General features: G+C 71.2%; 22 protein-coding genes. 8 read left to right on the top strand and 14 right to left on the bottom strand.

Translation table 11 applies throughout. The features are described 5' to 3' along the window. From OG587_RS18800 to OG587_RS18775, 6 genes are all read right to left on the bottom strand, one after another. Entirely contained in the window at positions 1–333 is a 333-nt protein-coding gene (locus OG587_RS18800) for a cytidine deaminase (RefSeq protein WP_329092017.1), read from the bottom strand. A gap of 190 nt (positions 334–523) precedes the next feature. Next, a complete protein-coding gene (locus tag OG587_RS18795; protein WP_329092015.1) occupies positions 524–1147 on the bottom strand; it encodes a hypothetical protein in 624 nt (207 codons plus the stop codon). Between the two features lie 426 nt (positions 1148–1573). Continuing rightward, positions 1574–2875, bottom strand: a complete 1302-nt coding sequence (locus OG587_RS18790; RefSeq protein WP_329092013.1) for a hemolysin family protein — start codon at positions 2873–2875, stop codon at positions 1574–1576. Then, the gene (gene ybeY / locus OG587_RS18785; protein WP_329092012.1) at positions 2872–3354 is read right to left on the bottom strand and encodes an rRNA maturation RNase YbeY; all 483 of its coding nucleotides are present in this window, start codon (positions 3352–3354) and stop codon (positions 2872–2874) included. The genes OG587_RS18790 and ybeY overlap by 4 nt, the downstream gene beginning before the upstream one ends. A gap of 132 nt (positions 3355–3486) precedes the next feature. Further along, the gene (locus tag OG587_RS18780) at positions 3487–4554 is read right to left on the bottom strand and encodes a PhoH family protein (RefSeq protein ID WP_329092010.1); all 1068 of its coding nucleotides are present in this window, start codon (positions 4552–4554) and stop codon (positions 3487–3489) included. Positions 4555–4646: 92 nt separating this feature from the next. Next, on the bottom strand, positions 4647–4997 hold the full coding sequence (locus tag OG587_RS18775) for a histidine triad nucleotide-binding protein (RefSeq protein ID WP_329093906.1): 351 nt from the start codon (positions 4995–4997) through the stop codon (positions 4647–4649). 284 nt (positions 4998–5281) lie between these two features. Here OG587_RS18775 and OG587_RS18770 point away from each other — a divergent pair, with 284 nt between their 5' ends. Further along, the gene (locus tag OG587_RS18770) at positions 5282–5761 is read left to right on the top strand and encodes a SigE family RNA polymerase sigma factor (RefSeq protein ID WP_043655278.1); all 480 of its coding nucleotides are present in this window, start codon (positions 5282–5284) and stop codon (positions 5759–5761) included. Beyond that, positions 5758–6468, top strand: a complete 711-nt coding sequence (locus tag OG587_RS18765; RefSeq protein WP_329092008.1) for a hypothetical protein — start codon at positions 5758–5760, stop codon at positions 6466–6468. Before OG587_RS18770 ends, OG587_RS18765 begins: the two co-directional genes overlap by 4 nt. Positions 6469–6655: 187 nt before the next feature. On the opposite strand, the gene OG587_RS18760 is transcribed toward OG587_RS18765, so the two are convergent. The 3 genes from OG587_RS18760 to hrcA all read right to left on the bottom strand — a co-directional run bounded on the left by OG587_RS18760 (position 6656) and on the right by hrcA (position 9660). Continuing rightward, a complete protein-coding gene (locus OG587_RS18760) occupies positions 6656–7387 on the bottom strand; it encodes a 16S rRNA (uracil(1498)-N(3))-methyltransferase (protein WP_329092006.1) in 732 nt (243 codons plus the stop codon). 102 nt (positions 7388–7489) lie between these two features. Then, positions 7490–8632 carry a molecular chaperone DnaJ gene (gene dnaJ, locus OG587_RS18755; RefSeq protein WP_329092004.1) on the bottom strand — a complete coding sequence of 381 codons (1143 nt, stop codon included), beginning with the start codon at positions 8630–8632 and terminating at the stop codon, positions 7490–7492. 14 nt (positions 8633–8646) lie between these two features. Further along, a complete protein-coding gene (gene hrcA / locus OG587_RS18750) occupies positions 8647–9660 on the bottom strand; it encodes a heat-inducible transcriptional repressor HrcA (RefSeq protein ID WP_329093901.1) in 1014 nt (337 codons plus the stop codon). A 182-nt stretch (positions 9661–9842) separates the two neighbouring features. On the opposite strand from hrcA, the gene OG587_RS18745 reads away from it, so the two are divergent. The 3 genes from OG587_RS18745 to OG587_RS18735 are packed head-to-tail and all read left to right on the top strand — an operon-like array spanning position 9843 to position 12186. Then, positions 9843–10592: a hypothetical protein gene (locus OG587_RS18745; protein ID WP_329092002.1), complete on the top strand. Its 750-nt coding sequence runs from the start codon at positions 9843–9845 to the stop codon at positions 10590–10592. 58 nt (positions 10593–10650) lie between these two features. Next, positions 10651–11466: a DUF3097 domain-containing protein gene (locus tag OG587_RS18740; protein ID WP_329093899.1), complete on the top strand. Its 816-nt coding sequence runs from the start codon at positions 10651–10653 to the stop codon at positions 11464–11466. A 24-nt stretch (positions 11467–11490) separates the two neighbouring features. Further along, the gene (locus tag OG587_RS18735; RefSeq protein WP_329092000.1) at positions 11491–12186 is read left to right on the top strand and encodes a DUF4870 domain-containing protein; all 696 of its coding nucleotides are present in this window, start codon (positions 11491–11493) and stop codon (positions 12184–12186) included. A gap of 34 nt (positions 12187–12220) precedes the next feature. On the opposite strand, the gene hemW is transcribed toward OG587_RS18735, so the two are convergent. Both hemW and OG587_RS18725 read right to left on the bottom strand, forming a co-directional pair. Beyond that, positions 12221–13432 carry a radical SAM family heme chaperone HemW gene (gene hemW / locus OG587_RS18730; RefSeq protein ID WP_329091999.1) on the bottom strand — a complete coding sequence of 404 codons (1212 nt, stop codon included), beginning with the start codon at positions 13430–13432 and terminating at the stop codon, positions 12221–12223. A gap of 220 nt (positions 13433–13652) precedes the next feature. Continuing rightward, positions 13653–14249, bottom strand: coding sequence for a hypothetical protein (locus tag OG587_RS18725; protein ID WP_329091997.1), 597 nt, complete (start codon positions 14247–14249; stop codon positions 13653–13655). Between the two features lie 532 nt (positions 14250–14781). On the opposite strand from OG587_RS18725, the gene OG587_RS18720 reads away from it, so the two are divergent. Further along, on the top strand, positions 14782–16059 hold the full coding sequence (locus OG587_RS18720; protein WP_329091995.1) for a glycoside hydrolase family 18 protein: 1278 nt from the start codon (positions 14782–14784) through the stop codon (positions 16057–16059). Between the two features lie 63 nt (positions 16060–16122). Here OG587_RS18720 and lepA read toward each other — a convergent pair whose 3' ends face one another. Beyond that, on the bottom strand, positions 16123–17994 hold the full coding sequence (lepA, locus tag OG587_RS18715) for a translation elongation factor 4 (protein ID WP_329091993.1): 1872 nt from the start codon (positions 17992–17994) through the stop codon (positions 16123–16125). 41 nt (positions 17995–18035) lie between these two features. On the opposite strand from lepA, the gene OG587_RS18710 reads away from it, so the two are divergent. Both OG587_RS18710 and rpsT read left to right on the top strand, forming a co-directional pair. Beyond that, positions 18036–19037, top strand: coding sequence for a hypothetical protein (locus OG587_RS18710; protein ID WP_329091991.1), 1002 nt, complete (start codon positions 18036–18038; stop codon positions 19035–19037). A 168-nt stretch (positions 19038–19205) separates the two neighbouring features. Then, complete coding sequence (rpsT, locus tag OG587_RS18705; protein ID WP_329091989.1) at positions 19206–19478, top strand: 30S ribosomal protein S20; 273 nt, start codon at positions 19206–19208, stop codon at positions 19476–19478. A 151-nt stretch (positions 19479–19629) separates the two neighbouring features. On the opposite strand, the gene holA is transcribed toward rpsT, so the two are convergent. Then, positions 19630–20601 (bottom strand): DNA polymerase III subunit delta, encoded by a 972-nt coding sequence (gene holA / locus OG587_RS18700; protein WP_329091988.1) that lies wholly within the window; start codon positions 20599–20601, stop codon positions 19630–19632. Beyond that, positions 20574–23480 carry a ComEC/Rec2 family competence protein gene (locus tag OG587_RS18695; RefSeq protein ID WP_329091986.1) on the bottom strand — a complete coding sequence of 969 codons (2907 nt, stop codon included), beginning with the start codon at positions 23478–23480 and terminating at the stop codon, positions 20574–20576. Before OG587_RS18695 ends, holA begins: the two co-directional genes overlap by 28 nt. Positions 23481–23501: the final 21 nt, after the last annotated feature.

Here is a 23501-nt window from a genome sequence, read left to right as displayed (position 1 = left end):
TCAGCTCTGACGCGGTGTCCCGTCGGGACCGGCCACGAGCACGGTCTCGCCGCCCAGATCGCGGACCGCCCGCGTGTCGGCGTCGGAGGGACCGTCACCCGCCGTGACCAGCGCGGCGGCCTCCAGCGACTCCGCTCCGCTGGACACCGCCATCGCCACGGCGACCTGGAGCGCGGACAGGGTCAGCGACGGCAACGCCACATTGGTCGCCGAGTAGGTCCGGCCGGTCTCGTCCCGCACGGCGGCCCCCTCGGCGGCGCCGTTGCGGGCGCGGGCGGAACGGGCCAGCACGATGATCTTCTTGTCCTCGGGATCGAGGGTCGCGTCACTCACGGCACAAGGGTATTCAGCTTCCGGCCCGCACGGCGACCCGGCCTCGTCCGGGCGGCGATCCCCTTCCGGGCCGAGGCTCCGCCCCGGCGGCCTCCCCCGGCGGCGCCCCCGCTCAGGCGGTCCTCCCCCAGGCGGTACCCCCTCAGAAGATGCCCTCTGGAACGACGCCCCCTCGGACGGTGACTCCCGCTCACGCGCCGACCTCCCCGACCAGCAGGCGGGCGAGCTGCCCGGTACGCGCGGCGTCGACGTCCCTGACCCCGGCGTGCACCAGCGAGACCAGGGTGTGGCCGCTGAGGGCGAACACCAGGTGGATCTCGTACGGGTATCCGTTCAGCCTGCCGTTCAGCCGCCTGGCCTGCACCCCGTCACCGATCCCGCCCAGGTCCAGGCCGGAGACCCTGAAGGCGGTGCCGCGACCAGCGAGGGGGGCGCGCGCGACCGGGCAGCCGCCCAGCGCCTCGGCGAGCTCGCCGAAGTGGAGCGCGGCGTCGTCACCGTCGTAGGAGGCCAGGCCGAACCCGGCCAGCTCCCCGACCCCGTCGCCCTGGTAGGTCACGGCGGCCCGCGCGTCCAGCGCCCGCTTCGGCGGCCTGCCTCCGGCGGCGTCGAGGACGAGCCTGCAGTCCTCGTCGACGGGCTTGAAGGGAGCTCGCCAGCCGTCCCGCGGGCGGGCCGAGAATCCCTCCGGCAGGTCCCGCGCCCCGCTGAGCACCCCCCGCAGCCGGTTCAGCTCCGCGGCGCGGTCCGTGGCGCCGCCGGACCCCTCGTCGCCGCACCCGCCCGAAACGGTCGATACAAATCCACACAACACCGCAAAAACCACAAAACTCAACCCCCGTGTCATGAGCATTCCCCCGATGTCATGTGCGAGTGTCATGCGCGAGGCGACCCGTCCCCGCCGACCCGCTTTCTTCCCCGTCAGAAAAAGCGGCAACCATTCGATAAACGCCTAAGGGTGCCCTCAACCGCATTTCACGGTCGAGAACACCCTTGAGCGAGTGACGCAGAACAGCCTCGGAGCCCTGCGTGACTCTGTCTCCCCCTGGAGCCGGTCCCTCGCACCGCGAACCCCTCCGGGCGCCGGGACCTTCCCCACCGACTCCCGCGCGACCGGGTGCCGTGGGAGAAGCCTCGCGCGCCCCGCTTGCAGAAGACTTGCGGACGACTTGGGGACGGATGATCCGCCCGGATCCGGCCGTCCGGATCACCTCCCCTGACCACTACGACCCGGGGCCCCTCACTGGTCGGCGGAGGCCGAGACCGAGTCGGACTCGGCGGGGACGGCCCTGGTGACGAGGACCGTGCCGATCCGGTTGCGGCGACCGGCCAGGCTCTCGGCCGTCAGGCTGAGCCCCTCCACCACCGCCTGGGAACCGGCGATCGGCACCCGGCCCAGCGCGTGCGCCAGCAGCCCCCCGACGGTCTCGACGTCGTCGACCTCGAGCTCGATGCCGAACAGGTCTTCCAGGTCGCCCACCGGGAGCCTCGCGGTCACCCGGACCGCACCGTCGTCCAGCGGCTCCACCCTGGGGGCCTCCTGGTCGTACTCGTCGGCGATCTCACCGACGATCTCCTCCAGGATGTCCTCGATGGTGACCAGGCCGGCCGTGCCGCCGTACTCATCGATGACGATGGCCTGGTGGATCTGGCGGGCCTGCATCTCGCGGAGAAGCTGGTCGATCGGCTTGCTCTCCGGCACATAAGTGGCCGGGCGCATGAGGGACTCCACCGGCTCGGCGCGCCCCTCGTCGCCGGTGTCCTGCACCCGACGCGCGATGTCCTTGAGATAGGCGATGCCGATGACGTCGTCCTCGTTCTCACCCACCACGGGGATCCGCGAGAAACCACTGCGCAGGGCGAGCGACAGGGCCTGGTTCAGCGTCTTGCCGCGCTCGATGAACACCATGTCGGTACGGGGCACCATGACCTCGCGGGCCAGCGTGTCACCGAGCTCGAAGACCGAATGGATCATCTCCCGCTCGTCGGGCTCGATCACCCTGCGCTCCTCGGCCAGGTCGACCAGGTCGCGCAGCTCGGCCTCCGAGGTGAAGGGCCCCTCGCGGAAGCCCTTGCCGGGCGTCACGGCGTTGCCGAGCAGGATGAGCAGCTTGGGCAGGGGGCCGAAGATCCGGGTCAGACCGTAGACCAGGGGCGCGCTGGCGAGCGCGATCGGCTCCGCGTGCTGGCGGCCCAGCGTGCGCGGGGAGACCCCGACGATCACGTAGCTGATGACGATCATGACGGCCGCCGCCGCGGCGTAGGCCCAGCCCTGGTCGCCGAGCCAGTCGATGAAGAGCAGCGTGGCGATCACCGTGGCGACCAGCTCGCAGCTCAGCCGGAGCAGGAGCAGCAGGTTCAGGTAGCGCGGCGGGTCGGCGACGATCGCCTGCAGGCGCCCCGCGCCCCGGCGGCCGTCGCGGGCGAACTCCTCCGCGCGAACCCTTGAGATGCGGGTCAGGGCCGTCTCCGCGCTGGCGATCAACCCGCCGACCACGACGAGGACGACGGCCGAGAACAACCACCCGTTGGCGAAGCTCACCGCTGGGGGCGCACCTCCCGCCACGACTCCAGAAGCTCGCCCTGAAGGCCGAACATCTCCTTGTGCTCCTCGGGCTCGGCGTGGTCGTAGCCGAGCAGGTGCAGGATGCCGTGCGTGCACAGCAGCTCCAGCTCGGCCTCGGTGCCGTGCCCGGCCTCGGCCCCCTGCTTGGCGGCCACCTGCGGGCAGAGCACCACGTCGCCGAGGAGCGCCGGGTCGGTGGGCGCGTCGCCCTCCTGCCTGGCCCCCGCGCCGGGCCCGGGGCGCAGCTCGTCCATCGGGAAGGCCAGCACGTCCGTGGGACCGGGCTCGCCCATCCACTGCTCGTGCAGCACCGACATGGCCTCTTCGTCGACGACCAGGATCGACAGCTCGGCGAGCGGGTTGATGCCCATCCGCTCCAGCACGTGCCCCGACAGCGAGACGATGAGCCCCTCGTCGATCTCGACACCGGACTCGTTGTTGACCTCAACGCTCATCGGCCGTTCCCCGCTCCCCGTTCGCCGCGCGACCGGTTCGTGCCCCGCGACCCGATCCGCCTGTCGCGCCGGAGTCGCTCCGTGCTCATCGCTCGCCCACCGCTTCTCGACCGGCCGCCGGCCCGTCCGTTCTCATGATCTCCCCCGGGGGCGCTGCTTGACCACGCCCTTGATCTGCTCCACGGCGCTGCTCTGGCGTTGGGTCTCGTCGTAACGCCCGTACGCGTCCACGATGTCTCCCACCAGCTTATGCCGCACCACGTCCGCGCTGGTCAGGCGGCTGAAGTGGATGTCGGAGACGCCGTCGAGGATGTCCTGGACGACCCTGAGGCCGCTCTGCGTGCCGTTCGGCAGGTCGACCTGGGTGACGTCACCGGTGACGACGATCTTCGAGTTGAAGCCCAGCCGCGTCAGGAACATCTTCATCTGCTCCGGCGAGGTGTTCTGCGCCTCGTCCAGGATGATGTAGGCGTCGTTGAGCGTACGGCCGCGCATGTAGGCCAGGGGGGCGACCTCGATCGTGCCCGCCGCCATCAGCCTGGGGATCGAATCGGGGTCGAGCATGTCGTGCAGCGCGTCGTAGAGGGGGCGCAGGTAGGGATCGATCTTCTCGTAGAGCGTGCCGGGCAGGAAGCCGAGCCTCTCGCCCGCCTCGACGGCGGGGCGGGTGAGGATGATCCGGTTGACCTTCTTCTCCTGGAGGGCCTTCACCGCCTTCGCCATCGCGAGGTAGGTCTTGCCCGTGCCGGCCGGGCCGATGCCGAAGACGATGGTGAACTTGTCGATCGCGTCGACGTAACGCTTCTGGTTCACGGTCTTCGGGCGGATGGTCCGGCCCCGCGAGGAGATGATGTCCAGGGAGAGCACCTCGGCGGGCCTGTCGGAGGTCATCCGCAGCATGGCGATGCTGCGCTCGACCGCGTCGGCCGTGAGCTGCGCGCCCCCGCGGACGAGTTCGGACATCTCCTCGAAGAGCCGCACCACGGTGCTGCTCTCCTCGGGACTGCCGGTGACGGTGATCTCGTTACCCCGGACGTGGATGTCGGCGCGAAAGGCGCCCTCGATGACGCGCAACAGCTCGTCGCGCGAGCCCAGCAGGCTGACCATCGACTGATCGTCCGGAATAACCACCTTCGCCTGGGTCCGGCTGGCACCCCGGGACCTCGACGGCGTTCTGCTGGAATCGTTTGTCTCGGACATGAGCGGGCCTTACGGCCTGTTCGCCTCCAGATATAGGCGCGGAACTTCAACGCCATGCTATCCGCGATCGCCGGGATCGCGCCTACCGGTTTTCAGCCGGGCGGCCACTGCAGGCCGCGCCCGCCGAGCACGTGTCCGTGCACGTGGAAGACGGTCTGGCCGGCGCCGGGCCCGGTGTTGAACACCAGCCGGTAGCCCGACTCCGCGACCCCCTCCCGCAGGGCGACCTCGTGCGCGGCCTTGATCACCTCGTCGGCCAGGCCGTGGTCGGCGGCGGCCAGGGCCGCCGCGTCCCTGTAGTGGTCCTTGGGGATCACCAGCACGTGGGTCGGCGCCTGGGGATTGACATCGCGGAAGGCCAGCGCGCGATCGGTCTCGTAGACGATCTCCGCGGGAATCTCCTTGGCCACGATCCTGCAGAACAGGCAGTCGGCTTCGCTCACCATGACAGGCACCATACCGCCGAGGACGTTGCGAATCGGTGATGGTTCCCGTCCGCAAACAAAGATCCGCCCGGATATGGTGGGTGTGCAAAACTTCAACCACGACAGCCCTTTGCGCACAGCAATATATGGCCGCCTGGCGAGGACACGACTGGGTCATGCCCCCTAATGAACCGGAAGAGCGTAAACCCTCTGGGAAGGCCAAGCGTCCCACTGATGTGACCACCGAGACCCTCGTGGCCGACAGGTCGCTCGGGGCGGTGCCCGTCGGATGGGATGCCGACATGGCCGTTACCGCGCTCTACAGCGCGCACTATCGGTCTCTTGTCCGTCTCGCCGTCTTGCTCGTCCGCGATATGGCAACCGCGGAGGAGGTCGTGCAGGACGCGTTCGTCGCCATCCATGGCGCCTGGCGTCGACTGCGCGACACCGACAAGGCACTGGCCTACCTGCGACAGTCGGTCGTCAACCGATCACGTTCGGTGCTTCGGCACCGGGCGGTCGTCGAGAAGTACGCGCCCAAGGGCATGCCCGACGCGCCGAGTGCCGAGAACGGCGCGATCGGCGAGTTCGAGCGTTCCGCCGTCATCGAGGCGCTCCGCGGGTTGCCCGCACGCCAGCGGGAGGCCCTGGTCCTGCGTTACTACGGAGACCTGTCCGAGGCGCAGATCGCCCACGCGATGGGCATCAGCAAAGGCGCGGTCAAGAGCCACACGGCTCGCGGGATGGCCGCCCTACGAACCTCACTGGAGCAACTGTCATGACCGACTCCCCGGATGAGTACGGCGAGCTGCTTCGCCGCGCGCTCAGCGCGGAGGCGAACTCGGTCGTTCCCTCCCCGGACGGGCTGGAGATAATCCGCGGCCGCATCGAGCGGCGCGGGCTCCGCTGGCTGGTGTGGTGGCGCGCCGGAGCCTCCGTCGCCGGCGCGGTCCTCGTCGCGGCGACCGTCGTCATGGTGGTTCCCCAGTTCCGCGAACAGGTGATCCCCCGAGTGAGCACCGAAGGGGTCAAGTACGCCGAGTCGACCCCTCCGGTCGACGGGTCCGCCACCTCGCGCCCCCCGGCTTCCAACTCGCAGCCGCCGTCCAACCACGCCCCGCTCCCGGCCGTCAGCAGGTCGGGTCCCGGCGCCACCATGCTCCCGCCGACGCCCACCCCGTCCAGGAGCGCGAGGCCCAGCACGAGGCCGACCTCCAGGTCGAACCCGGCGACGACGGCTCCCAGGCCGACACCGACGCCGACGCCCACCTGCCCCACCCCCCTCGACAGCCCCACCCTCGAGCCCGGCGGGATCACCAGGAGGTGCGAGGAGATCGAGGCGACACCGACGCCGACGAAGACAAGGACGAGACCCCCGGCTTCCTCGGAGAGCCCGTGCTCGCCCGACGAGTGCGCGCCCTCGGGCGACGTGTCGCCCCCCGTGCCGACGGAGGCGGGCACCCCCGTTCCAACCCCCATCCAGAACTAGCGCGGCGACCGGTCACGGCGAGCCCTGACCGGTTTCTCATCTTCCTCTCTTCCTCATCGCCCCTCCGCGCGACGGGTCTCCCGGGTCCTCACGGCACGGATTCGCCGGGACCCGTGACCGCCGGGGGTGACCGCGTGAGCGTGACCGGCCGCACACCGGCGGCATCGGCGACACCGGCAGCGGGGTGTTACCAGCGGCCACTGCGCGTCTGGAGCACCGCCGCCGCGACGACCCCGGCCGTCGAGGTACGCAGCACCGTCGGCCCGAGCAGCGCCGGCACCGCCTTGGCCTCGCGGAACGCGGCGAGCTCCTCCCCCGACACCCCGCCCTCGGGGCCGACCACCACGACGATGTCGCCGCCCGCGGGGAGCGGCAGGCCGGACAGCGGGGAGGCGGCCTCCTCGTGCAGCACGACCCCCAGCGCCGCCGCCGACAGCAGGCCGGCCACCCTCACGGTGGACGCGAGCTCCGTCACCTCGGGCAGATGGAAGCGGCGCGACTGCTTGCCCGCCTCACGTGCCGTGGAGCGCCAGCGGGCCAGTGACCTGGCCGCCCGCTCGCCCTTCCACTGGGTGACACACCTGGCCGCGGACCACGGGACGATCACGTCGACCCCCGCCTCGGTCATCATCTCCACGGCCAGCTCGCCCCGGTCACCCTTGGGCAGGCCCTGGACCACGACCAGGCGCGGTGACGGCACGGGCACCTCGTGGCGGCGCAGCACCTCGACCCGGAGCGAGTCCTTGCCCGCCTCGGTCACCACGCACTCGGCGACGGAGCCCGCCCCGTCGGTCAGGTCGAGCCGCTCACCCGCCCGCAGCCGCCGTACGGCCGCCGCGTGGCGTCCCTCGGGGCCGCCGAAGACGAACTCCGGTCTGGCGAGGTCGGCGGGGTCGGCCAGGAAGACCGGAACGGTCATGGGCCGTCGGGGCGGACCGTGCCGGGGTGCCGGCCGGTCGGGACGACGCCCCCCGGCAGGGGCCGGGCCCGGCCGGGGCGGCGCGACCGGGGGCGAGCCGGGTCAGCGGCCATTGAAGGCGTCCCGCAGGCGGGAGAAGAAGCTCTGCTGCCCGGGGGCGAACTTGCCCGGCGGGCGCTCCTCGCCGCGGAGCCTCGCGAGCTCCTTCAGCAGCCCCTCCTGCTCCGCGTCGAGGCGGGAGGGGGTCTCCACGTTCACATGGATCAGCAGGTCGCCACGGCCCGTCTCGTTCAGGCGCTGCACGCCCCGCCCGTAGAGCGGGATCGTCTGCCCCGACTGCGTGCCGGGACGGATGTCGAGCTCCTCGGCGCCGTCGAGTGTCTCCATGGTCAGGATGGTGCCGAGCGCGGCCGCGGTCATCGGGATCTGCACGGTGCAGTGCAGGTCGTCGCCGCGCCTCTCGAATATCTCGTGGGGGCGCTCGACGATCTCCAGGAACAGGTCTCCGGGCGGGCCTCCGCCCGGCCCGATCTCGCCCTCGCCGGCGAGCTGGATGTGGGTGCCGTCCTCGACCCCGGCCGGGATGCGGACCTTGATGGTCCGCCGGGTGCGGACCCTGCCGTCGCCGGAGCACTCCTGGCAGGGGTTGCGGATGATCGACCCGAAGCCGCCGCACTGGGGGCAGGGCCGGGAGGTCATGACCTGGCCGAGGAAGGACCGGGTGACCTGGGACACCTCTCCCCGGCCGTGACACATGTCGCAGGTGTCGGGGTGGGTGCCGGCCGCGGCGCCGGAGCCCGTGCAGACCTCGCAGACCACGGCGGTGTCGACGACCAGCTCGCGAGTCGTGCCGAAGCCCGACTCGCGCAGGTCGAGCTCGACCCTGATGGTGGCGTTGCGCCCGCGGCGGGCGCGGGAGCGGGGGCCTCGGCCACCGCCACCGCCGGCCGCGCCGAAGAAGGCGTCCATGATGTCGCTGAACGGGAAACCGGCGCCGAAGCCCCCGGCCCCCGCGCCGCCGCCCGAGGCGAACGGGTCGGCACCCATGTCGTACATCTGCCGCTTGCTGGAGTCGGACAGGACCTCGTAGGCCTGCGTGATCTCCTTGAAGCGTTCCTGGGTCTCGGGGTCGGGGTTGACGTCGGGATGCAGCTCGCGCGCCAGGCGGCGGTACGCCTTCTTGATCTCCTCCGCACTGGCGTCGCGGCGCACCCCGAGGGTGCCGTAGTAGTCGCTCTTAGCCACTTTTCGTTGACCTCTTATGATGCAGCCAGGATCTGGCTGACGTAGCGTGCCACCGCGCGCACCGCGCCCATCGTGACCGGGTAGTCCATTCGCGTCGGGCCCAGCACACCGAGCCGGGCCAGTTGCTTGTCCCCAGAACCGTATCCGGCGGCGACGATGGACGTGCCCTGGAGTCCGGTGTAGGGGTTCTCCGAGCCGATCCGCACGGTCAGCGCGGAAAGGTCCGAGGTCTCACCGAGCAGTCGCATGAGCACGACCTGCTCTTCCAGGGCCTCCAGCACGTCGCGGAGCCCGACGGTGAAGTCGGCTCCCGCGAGGTTGGCGGCCCCGGCAAAAACGATCTTCTCATCATGCCTGTCCACCAGGGACTCGAGCAGTACGGACAGGATAGTGGCCGCGAGCGGCCGATCCTCCGTGGGCAGCCGCTCGGGCAGGTCAACGATCTTGTCGGGAACGCTGGTGAGCCCGCACCCGTCGAGGGAGGCGTTGAGCATCGCGCGCAGGTGGGCCACGCGCTGCTCGTCGACGACGTCGGGCAGCTCGACCACGCGCTGCTCGACCCTGCCGGTGTTGGTGATCAGCACGAACATCAGCCGACGCTCGCTCAGCGGCACCAGCTCGACGTGCCTGACCGTCGAGTGGGTCAGCGTCGGATACTGCACCACGGCGACCTGCCGGGTGAGCTGGGCCAGCAGCCGCACCGTCCGCATGACGACGTCGTCGATGTCCACCGCGCCCGCGAGGAAGCTCTCGATGGCCTTGCGTTCCGCGCTCGACAGGGGTTTCACCTGCGAGAGCCGGTCGACGAAGAGCCGGTAACCCTTGTCGGTGGGCACCCGGCCTGCGCTGGTGTGGGGCTGGGCGATGTAGCCCTGCTCCTCCAGCACCGCCATGTCGTTGCGGATCGTCGCCGGGGACACCCCCAGGTTGTGCCGATCCGCGAGGGCTTTCGAACCCACCGGCTCGTTGGTGGACACGTAGTCCTCGACGATGGCGCGGAGCACGGCGAGCTTGCGGTCGTCGACCAACGTGGTCACCTCCCTGCCTGCGTTCAGAGGGAAACACGAGGCTTGGCACTCTGTGTTCCCGAGTGCCAAGTGTACGGCCCCGGTGCGGAAGGCGCGATAAGCAAGAGCTGCGGATGATGACGGCAAGCCGTTGTCAAGTCAACTGCTATCGCGATCCAAGCGGCACCCACCAGAATTTGGGCATGTCCCAAGATTTCGGTTCTTATCCGGGCGACGCCTCCCGCGGCCCCGGTCACGGCGGCCCCCAGCAGCCGTACGGCCAGCAGCAGTACGGCCAGCAGCCCCCCTCGTACGGTTACGCACCCCCCGGCTACGGCGCCCCGCAGGGACCGCCGCCCCCCATCGGGAAGATCAAGCCTGGTATCGGGTGGATCGTCGGGGTCTGGCTGCTCGCCCTGGTCAGCATCATCGTCGGCATCGGCGGCTTCGCCGGTGGCCTCGTCGGCGCGGTGACCGACGCGGCCCCGACGCGGACGTTCGCCCCCGGCGAGACCGCGACGGTCGCGATCGACCCGGCGGACAAGCCGGCGATCTACGTCGCCACGGGCGGGCCCACCAAGTTCGAGTGCACGCTGAAGGGCGGCACGGGCACGCCCCGCCTGCAGAAGCCCGACATCCAGCAGACCGTCGCGGGGTCCGACGGCGTCACCTGGGAGATGGGCCTGCGGGTCGGCGTGGACCAGGCGGGCGACTACCAGGTCCAGTGCTCCGCCGAGCCCGCGGAGGGCACGACCTTCGGCGTGGGCAAGGAACTGGCCGCCGACTCGCTGGTGGGCGGGGTGGTCGCCCTGTTCGTGATCCCCGGTGTCGGGATCCTGCTCGCCATCGTCGTGACGATCGTCGTACTGGTGAAGCGGGGCAACGCTCGCAAGCGCCGGGCCGCCGCGGTGCCGGTGGGGCAGTGGGGACAGCCGGGACCCTACGGCAGGTGACGGTGGTGTTTGCTAGCGTCCCACCTGATCCCCGGCGAGAGAGGGTGGGCGGTCGGTGATGTACGAGCGTGACGTTCTGGCGGGAGACTGGCGGCGCCCGCGCAGGGGGACGATCCCCCAGGTGCCCGCGGAGCTCGACCTGGTCGTCGAGGACGCCGACGGCGGCTTCTGCGGCGCCGTGGTGGCCTGCGACAAGGAGGCCGTCACCCTGGAGGACCGCTTCGGGCGCCGGCGGGTGTTCCCGCTGGAGCCGGCCGCGTTCCTCCTGGAGGGCAAGGTGGTGACGCTCGTACGGCCCGCCGCGGCGCCGCGCGGTCCCAGGCGGAGCGCGTCGGGCTCCATCGCGGTGGAGGGCCTGCGGGCCCAGGTCGCCAAGGAGAGCCGGATCTACGTGGAGGGCGTGCACGACGCCGCGCTCGTGGAGAAGGTCTGGGGGCACGACCTGCGGGTCGAGGGCGTGGTCGTGGAGTATCTGGAGGGGGTCGACCACCTGCCCTCGATCGTCGAGGAGTTCGGCCCGGGGCCGGAGCGGCGGCTGGGCGTGCTCGTCGACCACCTGGTCCCCGGTTCCAAGGAGAGCCGGATCGCCGCGCGGGTCTCCTCACCGCACGTGCTGATCGTCGGGCACCCGTTCGTGGACGTCTGGCAGGCGGTCAGGCCGCAGGTGCTCAAGATCCCTTCCTGGCCGTCGGTGCCGCGCGGCGTGCCCTGGAAGGAGGGCGTCATCGCCGCGCTGGGCTGGAACGTGGAGCCCGGCGCCGCATGGCGTCACATTCTCGGATCAGTCACGACATATGCCGATCTGGAGCCCGAGCTCCTCGGGCCCGTCGAGGAATTGATCGACTTCGTGACGGTTCCCGGCGAGGATGGCTAGGCCGTCAACCCATCAGGAGGGGACATGAGCGAGAACCCCGAGGACCCACCGGACGCCGACCGGACGCGGCGCATCGGCGATCCCCCGCCCGGCCACACCCGACCGGGCCAGAGCGCCCCGCCCCCGCCCCCGCCCCCGGGCCAGGGGTACGACCACCCCGGCCAGGGACACGGCGCGCCCGGCCAGGGCTACGGCCAACCGGGGCCGGGCTACGGGCAGCCAGGGCCGGGCTACGAACAGCCGGGGCAAGGCTACGGGCAGCCGGGGCAGGGCTACGGGGGCTACCCGCCCGGCTCTCCCTACGACCCGGGCCACCAGCCCGGATACCCCGAGTACGGCGCGTACGGCGCGCCGCAGGGGTACGGCTACCAGGCGCCCCCGGGGACGTACGGCCCGCGGCCCGGCGGCGACGACACCACCATGGCGATGCTCGCCCACCTGCTGGGCCTGCTGACCTCCTTCGTCGGGCCGCTGGTGCTCTATCTGGCGAAGAAGGACGAGTCGCCCTACGTGCGCGACCAGGCCGCCGAGGCGCTCAACTTCCAGCTCACGGTGTTGATCGCCTACGTCGTCTCCTGGGTCCTGGCGTTCGTACTCATCGGTTTCGTGCTGATGTTCTTCCTCTGGATCGGATCGATCATCATGACGATCATCGCCGCGGTGGCGGCCAACCGAGGAGAGAGATACCGCTATCCGATGAACATCCGCTTCATCAGCTGACCCTGCCTGCGGTCCGAACGGGACCTCGGGTTTCTCAGGTGAGGTCGCGGACCAGGGCGTCGGCCAGCAGGCGTCCGCGCAGGGTGAGCACCGCGCGGCCCGCCTTGAACGGCTCCACCTCCAGCAGGCCGTCGGCGAGCGCGCGAGCGACCACCGGGGGGCGTTCCAGCTCTTCGAGCGGGAAGCCCCGGGCGAGCCGCAGCTCCAGCATCAGCCGCTCCACCGCCCTGTCCTGGGAGCCGAGCACCTCGCGCGCGTACGCGGGCGAGGTGCCCGCGGCCAGGCGCTGGGCGTAGGCGGCGGGGTGCTTGACGTTCCACCAGCGGGTGCCGCCGACGTGACTGTGCGCCCCGGGGCCGACCCCCCACCAGTCGCCGCCGGTCCAGTAGAGCAGGTTGTGCCGACAGCGCCCGGCCTCCGAGGTCGCCCAGTTGGACACCTCGTACCACTCGAACCCCGCCTCGGCCAGCATGGCGTCGGCGATCAGGTAACGGTCGGCGGCCACGTCGTCGTCGGGCATCGGGAGCTCGCCGCGCCTGATCCTGGCGGCCAGCTTCGTCCCGTCCTCGACGATCAGCGAGTACGCGGAGACGTGGTCGGGCCCCGCCTCGATCGCCGCGACCAGCGACGCGCGCCAGTCGTCGTCGCTCTCCCCCGGCGTGCTGTAGATCAGGTCGAGGTTGACGTGGTCGAACCCCGCCTCCCTCGCCTCCTGGACGGCCCGTGCGGGGCGGCCGGGGGTGTGGCGGCGGTCCAGCACCCGGAGCACGTGCTCGCGGGCGCTCTGCATCCCGAAGCTCATCCGGTTGAACCCGCCCGCGCGCAGCTCCGCCAGGTAGGCGGGGTCCACCGACTCGGGGTTGGCCTCGGTGCTCACCTCGGCGCCGGGGGCGAGCCCGAACTCCTCCTCGATCGCCCCCAGGATCCGTACGAGATCTCCGGCGGGTAGCAGGGTGGGGGTTCCCCCGCCGAAGAACACGGTCTCGACGGGGAGGTGCGCGCTGCCGAGGTTGGCCCGCGCCCGCCGCACCTCGTCGACGGCGGTGTCCGCGTAGTCCTTCTGCGACGCGCCGGGGCCGAGCTCGGACGCCGTGTAGGTGTTGAAGTCGCAGTAACCACACCGGGTCACGCAGAAGGGGACGTGGACGTAGAAACCGAAGGGCCGCTCGCCGAGCCCGGCGAGCGCGCTCTCCGGGAGCTCGCCCGAGGCGGGTACGGGATCCCCGTCGGGAAGTGTGGATGGCACGCCCCAAGTCTGCCGTCTCCCCCGCGATGCCCGGTACGCCGAGGATGCCGAGGACGCCGAGGACGAGGTGCTCGGGGACGCCGGCCGGCTCGAAGCCGAACCGTTGGAGGGAGACCCCGGCCCCGCCCGCCCGTCCGGCGCCCCGGCCCCGCCCGCCCGTCCGGCATCCCGGCCCTCGTGCCGCGAGCCGCCGAGGCGTCTCTCGCGGCGCTCCCGAGGGTCAGATCTCGTGCTCGCCCCGAACCGGCAGGCCGTACCGCCGGGCGAGGGGGTTCCACAGCTTCAGGAAGCCCTTCTTCGCCGTGGTCGCCTCGCCGGAGAGGGCGAGACCGCGCCGGTAGTCGGCGTCGCCGCTCCAGGCGCGGCTGCACCCGGCCTCCTGGCGGGTCGCCCAGGCGAGGAACGCCTCGTCGGCGTCGAACGAGGCGGTCAGGGCCCGGGTGAGGCGCTCCTTGACCGCGTCGCCGCCGTCGAGCGCGCCGGTGCCCAGCGCGTTGGCCTGGACCACCTGCTCGCGGCGGGCGGCGGTGATCCGCTGGAGCGTGGCGAGCCCGGTGGCGGTGCCCTCGCAGGAACGCAGCAGGCCGAGGGCCGAGCCGAGGCCCGACCGGGAGCCGCCGCTGTCGGCGAGCAGGGCGTCGAGGACCCTGGCCTGGGTCTCGGCGTCCTCGGGCCCCTGGGGAGCCCGCCCGGCCGGGGGCGTCCCGGTCTCGGCCTCCGCCCGGTCGCCGCTCGCCGCCGTCCGGATGCCGCCCGCCACGGAGGTGCCGCCGTCTCGCGGGGTGAGCCAGAAGGCTCCCGCGGCGACCATCGTCACCGCGAGGACCGTGGCCAGCGCGACCGGCGGCCAGACCTTGCGGTCCCCGCGGGGCGCCCGGCCCCGCGGCGGTGCCGGAGCCCGATCCCCCGGCGTGGGCTGCGGAGGTCGCTCGTCCGGCGGGAGATGCTGCTGCCAGTCGGCGGGATCCTGCCGCCACTCTCCCGGCGGGATCCGGCTCCCGCCCGGAGGAACGCCCCGCGGGGACTGAGCCGGTGGTGACTGAGCAGGTGGTGACTGAGCAGGTGGGATCTGGGCCGGCGGGAAACCGGCCGACGGGGACTGACTCACCGGGGGCCCACCCCTCGTCGGCGCCCCGCACCCGGGGCATCGCGGCAGCCCGCTCACAGGGGTGCCACATCGATTGCAGAACGCCTGCTGCTCCATGCCTTACCAAGTTAGCCGAAGCGACCCGCCGTCCACCGGTCAAAACGCCGTTGGCCGTTGACGGCCAGATCACGCAGGTCTACGATCCGGGAAAACTTAAAGGAAAGTTTCCTATAAGTTACTATTCCAAGCAGTGGAGAAGCCCGTGCAGAGACTCCTCCGTAAAGTGATCGCGGCAGCCCTCGCCGCGGGTCTGGTGGCGGTGGCCGTACCGGCCCCGGCCCAGGCCCAGACCTCCCAGGGACACGGTGACCGCTACAAGCGGGTCGCCTACTTCATCCAGTGGGGCGTCTACGGTCGCAACTACCACGTCAAGGACATGGAGACCAGCGGCGCGGCCGCCAAGCTGACCCATATCAACTACGCCTTCGGCTTCGTCAACGCCGGTGGCGACTGCTACTCCCCCGACCCGTGGGCCGACTGGCAGCGCCCGGTGCCCGCCGAGCAGAGCGTGGACGGCGTCGCCGACGCCGAGGGCCAGGCGCTGAACGGCAACCTGAACCAGCTGAAGAAGCTCAAGGCCAAGCACCCCGGTCTCAAGGCGCTGATCTCCCTCGGTGGCTGGACCGGTTCGAAGTACTTCTCCGACGCGGTGCTCACCCCCGAGGGCCGCGCCAAGCTGGCCTCCTCCTGCATCGACCTGTGGCTCAAGGGCAACCTGCCCGGCACCGCGGCCGGTACCGGCGCGGGCGTGTTCGACGGCATCGACCTCGACTGGGAGTGGCCCGGCTCCTCCGGCGAGGTCGGCAACGTCATCCGTCCCGAGGACAAGCGGAACTTCACCCTGTTCGTCACCGAGCTGCGCCGCCAGATGAACCAGTTCGACCGGCGCACCGAGCTGACCGCCTTCCTGCCCGCCGCCGCCGCGAAGATCGACGCGGGCTTCGAGGTCCGCGACGTCTTCAAGCAGCTCACCTTCGCCACCGTCCAGGGCTATGACCTGCACGGCCCGTGGGAGACCGTCACCGGCCACAACGGCAACCTGTTCAACGACCGGCGCGACCCCAACCCGGTGAAGTACAGCGTGGACCAGACCGTCCGCGACTACCTGACGCGCGGCGCCCCCGCCAAGAAGATCGTGGTGGGCGTGCCGTCGTACGGCCAGGGCTGGACCGGCGTCACCGGCGGGAAGAACGGCCTGTACGGGACCTCCACCGGCCCCGCTCCCGGCACCTTCGCCCCGGGGACCGAGGACTACAAGGTCCTCGTGAACAAGCCCGGCAAGCGCTACCGCGATCTGCTGACCGGGTCCGTGTGGCTCTACGACGGTAACGAGTTCTGGTCCTACGACGACCCGACCTCGCTGCTCCAGAAGGCGGCCTACATCCGCCTGAAGGGTCTCGGCGGCTCGATGATGTGGTCCATCGACCAGGACGACACCCGGGCGTCCCTCACCTCGGCGCTCTACAGCGTCCTGCGCTGAGCGACCCTCTCATACCGGGCGAGGCCGCAGGATCTGGGTCACCTGCGGCCTCGCCCGCACGTTCTACTTCTTGGCCTTGTCCGTGGAGGACTCGGTGGACAGCGCGGCGACGAACGCCTCCTGGGGCACCTCGACGCGGCCGACCATCTTCATCCGCTTCTTGCCCTCCTTCTGCTTCTCCAGCAGCTTGCGCTTGCGGGAGATGTCGCCGCCGTAGCACTTGGCGAGGACGTCCTTGCGGATGGCGCGGATGTTCTCACGGGCGATGACCCGGGCACCGATGGCCGCCTGGATCGGCACCTCGAACTGCTGCCTGGGGATGAGCTCGCGCAGTTTCTTGGCCATCTCGACCCCGTAGGCGTACGACTTCTCCCGGTGGACGATGGCGCTGAAGGCGTCCACGGCCTCGCCCTGGAGCAGGATGTCGACCTTGACCAGGTCCGACTCCTGCTCGCCCGAGGGCTCGTAGTCCAGCGAGGCGTAGCCGCGCGTACGGGACTTGAGCTGGTCGAAGAAGTCGAAGATGATCTCGCCGAGCGGCATGGTGTAGCGGATCTCGACGCGGTCCTCGGACAGGTAGTCCATGCCCTGCAGATTGCCCCGGCGGTTCTGGCAGAGCTCCATGATGGCGCCGATGAACTCCGAGGGGACGAGCACGGTCGTCTTGACCATCGGCTCGAAGACCTTCTCCACCTTGCCGGTGGGGAACTCCGAGGGGTTGGTGACGACGACCTCCTTGCCGTCCTCCATGATCACCCGGTAGACCACGTTGGGCGCGGTCGAGATGAGCGAGAGGTTGAACTCGCGCTCCAGCCGCTCGCGGACGATCTCCATGTGGAGCAGGCCGAGGAAGCCGCAGCGGAATCCGAAGCCCAGTGCCGCGGAGGTCTCCGGCTCGTAGTCCAGGGCGGCGTCGTTGAGCTGGAGCTTGTCCAGGGCCTCGCGAAGGTCGGGATAGTCGTCCCCGTCGATCGGGTACAGGCCGGAGAAGACCATGGGCTTGGGGTGGTCGTAGCCGCTGAGCGCCTTGAGGGCCGGCCTCGTCACGGAGGTCACCGTGTCGCCGACCCGCGACTGGCGGACGTCCTTCACGCCGGTGATCAGGTAGCCCACCTCGCCGACGCCCAGCCCCTTGTCGGCGATCTTCGGCTCGGGCGAGATGACGCCGATCTCCAGCGTCTCGTGGGCCGCGGTGGTGGACATCATCAGGATGCGCTCGCGCTTGCCCAGATGACCGTCCATCACCCGGACGTACGTGATCACGCCGCGGTAGGTGTCGTAGACCGAGTCGAAGATCAGCGCGCGGGCGGGCGCGTCGGCGTCGCCGACCGGGGCCGGGACGCTCGCCACCACGTGGTCGAGCAGCTCGCGGACGCCGATGCCGGTCTTGCCGGAGACCCTCAGCACGTCCTCCGGCTCGCAGCCGATGAGGTGGGCGATCTCCGCGGCGTACTTCTCCGGCTGGGCGGCGGGCAGGTCGATCTTGTTGAGCACCGGGATGATCGTCATGTCGTTGTTCATGGCCAGGTAGAGGTTGGCCAGCGTCTGCGCCTCGATGCCCTGCGCGGCGTCGACCAGCAGGATCGCGCCCTCACACGCCTGGAGCGACCGGGAAACCTCGTAGGTGAAGTCGACGTGCCCGGGGGTGTCGATCATGTTGAGGACGTAGTCGGTGTCGCCGACCTGCCACGGGAGCCTGACCGCCTGCGACTTGATCGTGATGCCGCGCTCGCGCTCGATGTCCATCCGGTCGAGGTACTGGGCGCGCATGGAACGGTCGTCGACCACTCCGGTGATCTGCAGCATGCGGTCGGCGAGCGTCGACTTGCCATGGTCGATATGCGCGATGATGCAGAAGTTGCGGAGCACAGCGGGGTCGGTCTGGCCAGGCTGAATGCGCACCGGGGTCCGTTTCAACAGATTGATGACGATCATACGGCTGGCATGCCAGCCGTCTTCCATGGTGACATGTCCGGGTGATTGCCCGGACCAGAGCACGGCGCGGCCTGCGGTTCCTCGCTATGGTGGCGGCCCTGCTCCTCGCGCTTCCAGGGGTGGCCGTGGCCACCCTCACCCTGCAGTTTACCGGGACACCCGCCCCCTGGGCGAAGACGACCGGCCACGACGCCCTGTGGCTGGGCCACGCGTGGGTCGACGGCCGCAAGACGGCCGACGACGTGCGAACCCTCGCCACCCGGCTGCGAAAGACCGGGATCAAGGACGTGTACGTCCATTCCGGCCCGTTCGACCCGGACGGGACCCTGCCCATCGGCAAGTATCCGAAGGCGGCCGACTTCCTGAAATGGTGGCGCGAGGAACTCCCAAAGGTCAGGGTGTCGGCCTGGCTCGGCCAGAAGGTCGACGGCGTCCTGGACCTGGACGACGCGGCCTCCAGACAGCGCGTGCTGGACGGCGCCCGCGCGATCACGGCGCTCGGCTTCGACGGCGTCCACTACAACTTCGAGCCGATCGGCGACGGCGACACCGACTTCCTCGACCTGCTGACCCGGACCCGCGCGATCGTGGGCGACGGCCTGCTCTCCACCTCGACCCCGCAGATCGAGCCGTTCCCGCTCGTCCGCCCGGCCGCGCGCGCCGCCACCGGCCGCGACAAGTACTGGTCACCCGACTACTTTCGCCAGGTGGCGAAGCTCACCGACCAGGTGGCGATCATGACCTACGACTCCTACCTCCCCTTCCCCTCCGTCTACGGCGGCTACGTCGTACGGCAGAGCTCGCTGGCGCTGGAGCTCGTCCCCGAGGAGAAGACGGTGCTGATCGGCGCCCCGGCCTATCATGACCACGGCGTCTCCTGGGCCGACGAGGCCGAGAGCGTCGAGAAGGCGGCCAGGGGCGCCCGGCTGGCGTTGACCTCGTACGGCAAACCTCGCGAGCGGTTCGGCCTGGCGCTCTACGTCGACTTCGCCGCCACCAAGGAGGACTGGGCGGAGTACGACAAGTTCTGGTTCAAGCCGTGAGCGTTCTGGTCCGAGTCATCGGGATCACACGCTAAACTGATCAGGCATCCCTCTGCCCGGCCTGTCGATTTGAGTGTCGACCACGGCAGTTGGTAGCCTAGTCAACTGCGTGTGGCGCGCCCTCTCTGCCCGCGCGCCCCATCCAACGACATTCACCGAGGCTTCTTCGTGGCGAACATCAAGTCCCAGATCAAGCGCAACCGGCAGAACGAGAAGGCCCGGCTGCGTAACAAGGCTGTCAAGTCTTCCCTGAAGACGGCCATCCGCAAGTTCCGCGAGGCCGCCGACCAGGGTAACGCCGAGCAGGCCCTCGTGCTGCAGCGCGCCGCCTCCCGCCAGCTGGACAAGGCCGCCAGCAAGGGCGTGATCCACAAGAACCAGGCAGCCAACCGCAAGTCGGCGATCGCCCAGCGCGCCGCCGCCCTGTCGGTCGCCAAGTAGTTCCACGCACCGCCGGACGCCGCATCCCCACGGGGTGCGGCGTTCTCGTGTCTCTCTGGGCCCCGCCGGCGAAGGCTCAGGCCGGGTCACCATCCGTTTCCGGGAGGAACCCGGTTTCCGGGAACCTCCCGATCACCCGGATGGCACTCCTCTAACGTCCCGTGCGGCTGGCCACCACGGTCTGGACCATGTGCTCCAGCGCGTACGCGGGGTCGGCTCCGCCGCCCTTCACCTGGGCGTCCGCGGTGGCGGCGGCCTGGATCGCGCGGGCGAGGCCCTCCGGACCCCAGCCGTTCAGCTGCCGCTGGACCCGGTCGATCTTCCAGGGCGGCATGCCGAGATGGCTGGCGAGCTGACCGCCCCGGAGGTTGCGGGGAGCGCCCCCCACCTTGGCCAGCGAGCGCAGGCCTCCGGCGAGCGCGCTCACCAGCAGGACGGGTGCCGTACCGGTCGAGAGCGCCCAGCGCAGTTGCTCCAGAGCGTCGCCCAGCCGCCCCTCGACGGCCGAGTCGGCCACGGTGAACCCGCTGACCTCTGCCCTGCCCCGGTGATAGCGCGCGACGGCGGCCTCGTCGATCGTCTTGCCGGGGGTGTCGAAGGCGAGCTGGCTGCACGCGGCGGCCAGCTCGCGCAGGTCGTTGCCCACGGCGTCGAGGAGCGCGGAGGCGGCGTCGGCCCCGATGGTGCGTCCGGCCCGCTTCAGCTCCGCCTTGACGAACGCCAGGCGCTCGGCCGGTTTGGTCACCTTGGTGACGGAGACCACCTGGGCTCCGGCCTTCTTGACCCCGTCGACCAGAGCCTTCCCCTTGACACCTCCCGGGTGGACGAGGACCAGCACGGTCTCGTCCGCCGGGTGGGCCGCGTAGGAGACGACCTCGGCGATGACGTCCTTGCCGAGGTCCTGGGCCGAACGGACGACCACCACCGACCTGTCGCCGAACAGCGAGGGCGACGTCATGCGGGTGAGCTCCCCGAGCTCCATCTTCGAGCCGGGGAGGTCGTGCACCTCGGCGGTCGGATCAGCCGCCTTGGCCGCCGAGGTCACCTCGCTCACCGCGCGGTCGGCCAGCAGTTCCTCGTCGCCGAGTATCAGGATCACGGGTGCCGGATCGGTTGCCGCCATGTCGAGCAGCATGCCACGTCCCGGTGACCGGATGGGTCGTCGGCAAGTCGTTCGCAATCGGAATGCAGGTGCCGCGAGGCACCCTGGAAACACCAGAGGAGGTGAGAACCATGACAAACTCCACTATTCGCCGCCACGTCTGCCCCCGCTGCGGAACGTCCCTCGACGAGGGACCGATCATGTACCGTTGCGCGCGCTGCAGCCGGTCGGTCTACGCCGCCGACGTGGACACCGAGTTCCGCCGCCCGGCCAGAACGGGGAACTGACCCGCGCCGCCCCGGCCGGAGGCTGGAACCGCCCCGCACCCACTCGGCCATGAGCAGGACCTGACCGGCGTCGGCCATCACCTGGCCGGGAGCGGGGGCGTTCCGGAGATCAGGCCGGGCGTGGCGGCGGCCACGAGACCGCCCCGGCCGGCTCGACCCCGCCGCCCCGGTCGTCTCCGGCCCTGCCGACCCGGCTCGGTCACCCCGGCCCCGCCGACCCGGCCCCGCCGCACCGGCCGGGTGCATCGGACCGCCCGCCAGCGGGTCCCCGCGTCCCCGGGCGACGACCGCCAGGGCCCCCTCGCTGACCACCACCGCGAGATCTCCCGCCAGATCCGTCCGATAGACGCGCGCGCCGAGCCGGTGCAGCGCGGCGAGGGTCGACGGCGCGGGGTGACCGTAGCCGTTGTCCGCCCCCACGCTGATCAGGGCGGCACGGACACCGGAGGCGGCGAGGAAGGCCGGGTCGTGCCTGCCCGATCCGTGGTGCGGAACCTTGAGAATCTCGGCGGGCGGCAGGCCGCGCCGGAGCAGCTCCGCCTGAGCCTCGGTCTCGATGTCGCCGCTGAGCAGGGCCGACCCCGCGGCCCAGCGGACGTGCACCACCACGCTGGCGTTGTTGACGGCCGCCCCCTCCCCCGCGCCGGGCGGGGACGCCTCGGCCGCCGGGCCGATGACGGTGAGCTCCGAGGGGCCGAACCGCCAGCTCACACCGGACCTCGCCGCCCACTCGACCACATGGCGACGGGCGAGATCGTCGCTCAGCCTCGCCCCGTCACGCTCTCCGGCACCGTGCGGGGTCACCATCACCGCCCCCACCGCGCGCCCGCGAAAGACACCGTCGAGCCCTCCCACATGATCGAGGTGCGGATGGGTGAGAATGACCAGCGGCACCTCTCCGACCCCCATGGAGCGCAGGCAACGGTCCACCCGCACCGGGTCGGGGCCCGCGTCCACCACCACGGCCCGCCCCTGCCCCGCCGCAACGAGCAACGCGTCCCCCTGGCCGACGTCACAGGCCACGAGCAACCATCCGCGAGGCGGCCAGCGTGCCACGATCGGCGCGGCCACCGTCACGGCGAGGACGAGCCCTGCCAGGGCCGCCAGGGCGATCAGGCGTGGCCGCCGGTGCCGCAGCACCAGCACGGCGAGCGGGACGGCACCGGCCAGCAGGAGCAGCCCGGTGACACCGCCCGGCCATGGGATCACGCCCAGCGGCAACCCGGCCGTGTGCTCGGCCACCTCGATGATCCATCCGGTGGCCAGTCCCGCCGGCCGGACCAGCAGCTGGGCGAGCCCCATGTGCAGGGGTGCGATCAACGCCACCGCGAAGCCGAGCAGGGTGGCGGGGGCCACGGCCGGGCCCGCGAGCAGGTTGGCCGGGATCGCCACCGGTGCGAGCTGCCCCGACATCAGGACCAGGACGGGGGTGACGGCGGCCTGGGCGGCGGCCGCCACGGCGGTCGCCTCGGCGAGCCATCGGGGCATGCGGGTCGAGAGCCGGTCGCGCCAGCCCGGGGCGAGGACCAGGATGCCCGCGGTGGCCGAGACCGACAGGGCGAAGCCGTAGGAGCGGGCGAGGCCGGGGACGAAGAAGACCAACCCCAGGACCGTCACCGACAGGGCGGCGACGCCGTCGCGCGAGCGGCCCGTGCCGAGGGCGAGGGCGGCGACCCCGCCCATCAGGAGGGCTCTGAGCACGCTGGGCGAGGGCCGGGCGACGACCGCGAAGGCGACCATGGCCGACATCGCCAGCACCGCCCGCGCCGCGAGAGGCAGCCCGGCCACCCTGGCCAGCGCGACCGCCGCCCCCGCCACGACGGCGAGATTCGCGCCGGAGACCGCGAGCAGATGGCTGAGGCCCGCCGCCTTGAAGTCGGCTTTGACCTGCTCGTCCATCCGGGACACGTCGCCGACCACCAGGCCGGGCAGCAGCCCGCGCTGCGCCGGCGGCAACACGTCGGCCGCCTCCCGCAACCCCGACCTGAGCGCCCCGGCCGCGCGCTGCTCCCAGGAGGGCCCGCTCAGGACTCGCGGTGCCCCCCTGACCAGCACCACCGCCGCGAGCAGCTCTCCGGGGTCGGCCGGACCAAAGCGCCCGGTGACCTCCACTCGCTGGCTGGGCAGCAGGGAGCGCCACCCGGAGCCCGAGACGAACAGCACCACCGGAGCCCGCAGCGCCACCCTGCCCGCTCCCGCCCCGACCGACTCGACCCGGGCGGGCACCACGAAACTCTCCCGGGGGAAAGGCCCTCCCCTCCGGCCCGTCTCTCGGGGGTCGTCGGTCACCACCACCGCGGCCACCGCCAAGGCGTTTCTTCCCGCGAGCTCGGCGACCGGCCCGGTGCCGACCGCGTGCACCCGGAAGGCCACCGACCCCGCCACCGCGGCCGCGCACCCCAGAACCGCGATCACCGCGTTCCGCCGGTCCGCCGCTCCCCGTGCCCGGGTCAGGACGGCCACGGCCAGGGCGCCCGCGGCCAGGAGACCGGCCGTCACGGCACCGGTCGCGGCTGAGCAACCCAGCAGGACGAGGGCGGTCACCCATGAGGCCGCCGCCGGCAGGACCAGATGCGCGGCATGCGCATGCCACCCCTTTCCGAAACCGTCCAAGCTTCTCGACACACCAAAGCC

Source organism: Streptosporangium sp. NBC_01469, assembly GCF_036227305.1.
GTDB lineage: Bacteria > Actinomycetota > Actinomycetes > Streptosporangiales > Streptosporangiaceae > Streptosporangium.
The sequence above is the reverse complement of the archived record's forward strand: the minus strand, read 5'-3'. Positions and strand labels throughout refer to the sequence as shown.